The sequence below is a fragment of the Pseudomonas sp. S1(2024) genome (assembly GCF_046557535.1).
Window position 1 is genome coordinate 1 of sequence record NZ_JBKGFP010000026.1, and the last position, 4,871, is coordinate 4,871.

The 4,871-nt window shown below is 64.9% G+C and carries 3 protein-coding genes; all 3 read left to right on the forward strand.

Annotated features, from left to right (window positions below; genetic code table 11):
- The first annotated feature begins 179 nt into the window (after nt 1–179).
- The 3 genes from ACLCGK_RS09310 to ACLCGK_RS09320 are packed head-to-tail and all read left to right on the forward strand — an operon-like array spanning nt 180 to nt 4,776.
- The gene (locus ACLCGK_RS09310; RefSeq protein WP_410951871.1) at nt 180–1,982 is read left to right on the forward strand and encodes an acyl-CoA dehydrogenase; all 1,803 of its coding nucleotides are present in this window, start codon (nt 180–182) and stop codon (nt 1,980–1,982) included.
- A 32-nt stretch (nt 1,983–2,014) separates the two neighbouring features.
- Complete coding sequence (locus tag ACLCGK_RS09315; RefSeq protein ID WP_410951872.1) at nt 2,015–3,457, forward strand: TldD/PmbA family protein; 1,443 nt, start codon at nt 2,015–2,017, stop codon at nt 3,455–3,457.
- Nucleotides 3,457–4,776: a TldD/PmbA family protein gene (locus ACLCGK_RS09320; RefSeq protein ID WP_410951873.1), complete on the forward strand. Its 1,320-nt coding sequence runs from the start codon at nt 3,457–3,459 to the stop codon at nt 4,774–4,776. The genes ACLCGK_RS09315 and ACLCGK_RS09320 overlap by 1 nt, the downstream gene beginning before the upstream one ends.
- Nucleotides 4,777–4,871: the final 95 nt, after the last annotated feature.

Sequence of the window (4,871 nt, forward strand, 5' to 3'; positions counted from 1 at the left end):
GGGTTTACCCGCGAAAGGGCCCGAACAGGCAAAACAACAACTGCCCCCACCCCGCGTGATCTGTTCGACCAACCACCAGGCATCCCGGAGTTCTCAACCCATATCACCCAAACCTATTAACCTGTCCCCCACCCCACCACCCTCCTACACTCGCAGCATCCCGCCTCTGGACCGCGACCATGCCCGAGACCCTGCTCAGCCCCCGCAACCTCGCCTTCGAACTCTACGAAGTCCTCGACGCCGAGGCCCTGACTCAGCGCCCGCGCTTCGCCGAGCACAGCCGCGAAACCTTCGATGCGGCGCTATCAACTGCCCGCACCATCGCAGAGAAATTTTTCGCCCCGCACAACCGCAAGGCCGACGAAAACGAGCCGCGCTACGTGGATGGCCGCGCCGAACTGATCCCCGAAGTGAAACCCGCCGTCGACGTCTTTCTCAAAGCCGGCTTTCTCAACGCCAACCGCGACTTCGAAGCCGGCGGCATGCAGCTGCCGAGCCTGGTTTCGCAGGCCTGCTTCGCCCACTTCCAGGCGGCCAACGCTGGCACCACGGCCTACCCGTTCCTGACCATGGGCGCGGCCAACCTGATCGAGAGCTTCGGTAGCGATGAACAGAAGCGCCTGTTCCTGCAACCGATGATCGAAGGCCGCTACTTCGGCACCATGGCCCTGACCGAACCCCATGCGGGCTCTTCACTGGCCGATATCCGTACCCGCGCCGAGCCTGCCGGTGACGGCAGCTACCGGCTCAAGGGCAACAAGATTTTCATTTCCGGCGGAGATCACGAGCTGTCGGAGAACATCGTGCATATGGTTCTGGCCAAGCTTCCGGATGCTCCGCCCGGCGTGAAGGGCATCTCGCTGTTCATCGTGCCCAAGTATCTGGTCAGCGAAGATGGCAGCCGTGGCCCGCGCAACGATGTGCTGCTGGCCGGGTTGTTCCACAAGATGGGCTGGCGCGGCACCACCTCCACCGCGCTGAATTTCGGCGACAACGGCCAGTGCGTCGGCTATCTGGTCGGCCAGCCGCACCAGGGCCTGGCCTGCATGTTCCAGATGATGAACGAGGCACGCATCGGTGTCGGCATGGGCGCAGTGATGCTCGGTTACGCCGGCTACCTGTATTCGCTGGAATACGCCCGTCAGCGCCCGCAGGGTCGGTTGCCGGACAACAAAGACCCGCACAGCCCCGCAGTGCCGATCATCGAGCACAGCGATGTGAAACGCATGCTGCTGGCACAGAAGGCCTACGTAGAGGGCGCCTTCGACCTAGGCCTGTATGCCGCGCGCCTGTTCGACGACACCCAGACTGCCAGCGACGACAGCGCCCGCAAGCAGGCGCAGGAGCTGCTCGACCTGCTGACCCCGATCGTCAAATCCTGGCCCTCGACGTTCTGCCTCAAGGCCAATGAACTGGCGATCCAGATCCTCGGGGGCCACGGCTACACCCGCGAGTACCCGGTTGAACAGTACTACCGCGACAACCGCCTGAACCCGATCCATGAAGGCACCGAGGGCATCCAGTCGCTCGACCTGCTGGGCCGCAAGCTGGCGCAGAACAATGGCGCCGGCCTCAAGCAGTTGATCCGGTCGATCGCTGCCACCGGCGAGCGCGCCAGCCACCATGCGAACCTCGACCCACTGCGCCAGCCGCTGGAGCAACTGGTCAACCGCCTGCAAGGTGTGACGCTGGCGTTGCTGGGTGACCTGGCCGAGGGCAAAGTCGCCGGCGCCCTGGCCAACTCGGCCCTCTACCTCAAGGCCTTCGGCCACTGCGTGATTGGCTGGCGCTGGCTGGAACAGGCGATCCATGCCGAACTCGGCCTGCTCAAGGGCAAACCCACCGACCGCGACTTCTACCTCGGCAAGCTGCAGGCAGCGCGTTATTTCCTGACCTGGGAGGTACCTGGCTGCCATAATGAGCTGGCATTGCTCGAGGCGCGCGACGACACTTGCCTCGCCATGCAGGACGAGTGGTTCTAAGGGGGAGCCACCGTGTACACGGAGGCTTCCACATGTTCGATACCAGCGCCCTGCTGCGCCAGCGCTTTGCCACGCTGCGCAGTACGGCCGAGCTGTTTTCCCTGCGCCATGTGAAACAGTCGCACCAGGCGCTGTCGGTTCGCCGCAACGTCGCGGAACCACCCTTCTTCAGCCAGGACGAGGGCGCCATGCTCACCGTGCGTGTGAATGGCGTGGAAGCCTATGCCGCCACCGCCGACCTGTCCCAGGCCGGCCTGCAGCGCGCCCTGGAGCGGGCCGAGGCGCTGGCCCGGCAGATCGCCCGATACAACCTGCTGGACCTGCGCGAGCAACCGGTGACCAGCGCACGCCACGACCACATTTCGCCCAACTTCGACCAACCCGTGCCCAACCTTGCCGACTGCCTTGGCCTGCTCGCTGCCGAATCGGCCAGCGTGCCCAAGGACAGCCGCCTGGTGGACTGGCAGGCCAGCCTGGGCCTGAGCCTGGTCGAGCAGACCTACCTGAACTCGGTCGGCGCCGAGCTACGCCACGCCCAGCGCTTCCTGTTCCCGGGCCTGGGGGTGACCGCCAGCGACGGCCAGGACAGCCAGAGCCGCAGCCTGGGCCGCGACAACTTCGGCCAGCAGGGCGGCTTCGAGGTCATCGAGCGCTGCGGCCTGGTCGGTGCTGCCCGCCGGGTGGCCGACGAGGCGCTGCAACTGCTGCTGGCGCCGAACACCCCCAGCGGCCCGCGCGACCTGCTGTTGATGCCGGACCAGATGATGCTGCAGATTCACGAATCCATCGGCCACCCGCTGGAGATGGACCGCATTCTCGGCGACGAACGCAACTACGCAGGCACCAGCTTCGTCAAAGCCGATGACTTCGGCCACCTGCAGTACGGCTCCGCGCTGCTCAACGTGACCTTCGACCCGACCATCGGCGAAGAGCTGGCCAGCTACAGCTTCGATGATGACGGCACCCAGGCCAGCAAGCAGTTCCTGATCCGCGATGGCCTGCTGCTGCGCCCGCTGGGTGGTGCGCTGTCGCAGTTCCGCTCCGGCCTCGACGGCGTGGCTAACAGCCGTGCCTGCGGCTGGAACCGTGCGCCGATCGACCGCATGGCCAACCTCAACATCGAGCCGGGCGACCAGAGCCTGGATCAGCTGGTGAAAGGCATCGAGCACGGCATCCTGATGCGCACCAACCGTTCCTGGTCCATTGATGATGCTCGCAACAAGTTCCAGTTCGGCTGTGAATGGGGCCAACTGATCGAAAACGGCGAGCTCAAGGGCATCGTCAAGAACCCCAACTACCGTGGTATCTCCGCGCAGTTCTGGCGCAACCTGGCGGCGGTCGGCGACAGCAGTACCTTCCAGGTGCTGGGCACGCCCAACTGCGGCAAGGGCGAACCCAACCAGGTGGTACGGGTGGGGCATGCCTCGCCGGCCTGCGTGTTCCGCCAGATCGACGTATTCGGAGGAGACGCCTGATGAAACACGCTTTCGAAACCCTGGTCGGGGATGTGCGCAAAGCCCTGCAGACGGGCGAACAGTTCACCCTCGGCTACAGCGCCGAACAATCGCAATTCGTGCGTTTCAACCATGCCAAGGTGCGCCAGGCCGGCACCGTGAACCAGGCCGGCGCGCAACTGCGGCTGATCCGCGATGGCCGCCAGGCAGAGCAACAGGTGACCTTGAGTGGTGACACGCAACTGGATAGCCAGCGTCTGTTCACGGCCCTGGAGCAACTGCGCCAGACCTTGCCACTGCTGGCGGTCGATCCGTACCTGCGCCTGGACGAAAGCGCCTGGCACAGCCACAGCCAGCAGGAGCAGCCGCTGCCCGAACTGAGCGATGTGCTGACCTTGCTCGAGCGCGAAGCCGGCGACCTGGACCTTGTCGGCATCTACGCCGCCGGCCCCATCTGCCGGGGCTTCGCCAGCTCGTTCGGGGCCTTCGGCTGGCACCAGGCCAACAGCTTCAACTTCGACTGGAGCCTGTTCCACGAAAACGGCGAGGCGGTGAAGGCCAATTATGCCGGGCAAGTGTGGAGCGCCGACGACTTCACCGCACGCCTGCGCCAGGCGCGGGAACAGCTGGGTTTCCTTGGCCGCCCTGCCGTCACGCTGAAGCCTGGCAGCTACCGCGCCTACCTGGCCCCGGCGGCCATGGACGAAATAGCCGGCATGCTGTGCTGGGGCGGTTTTTCCGCACAGGCCCTGGCCACTGGCAACAGTGCCCTGCAGCGCCTGTACAACGGCGATGCGCGGCTGAGCCCACTGGTGAGTTTCACCGAGCAGGTCAGCGGTTCGCTGAGCCCTGCATTTTCCGATGAAGGCTCGCCGCGCCTGGATGTGCCGTTGATCCAGCAAGGCGAGGCCCGGCAGCGATTGATCAGTGCGCGCAGTGCGGCCGAATTCGAGCTGCTGGCCAATGGCGCCGATAGTTGCGAGTCACCGTGTGCGCTGAGCCTGGCAGCAGGTAGCCTGCCGAGCGAGCAGATTCTGGAGCGGCTCGGTACCGGGCTGTACATCAGCAACCTGTGGTACCTGAACTATTCCGACCTGCCGGCGGCACGCATGACCGGGCTGACCCGCTTCGCCACCTTCTGGGTGGAGAACGGGCAGATCCAGGGCCCGGTGAGCACCATGCGCTTCGATGACAGCCTGTACAGCTTGCTAGGTAGCCAACTGGAGGACCTGACGCAGGAGCGCGAGATGATTCTGTCGACCAGTACCTATGGACAGCGCAGTACCGGGTCGAGTCATTTGCCGGGGGCACTGGTCAAAGGCCTGACCCTGACACTGTGATAGGCATTACCGGCCTCTTCGCGGGCACGCCCGCTCCCCCAAGTATTGCAACCCCCCCAGACGCCGTGCTACCACTCTGGGAAATGGCGTGTCTC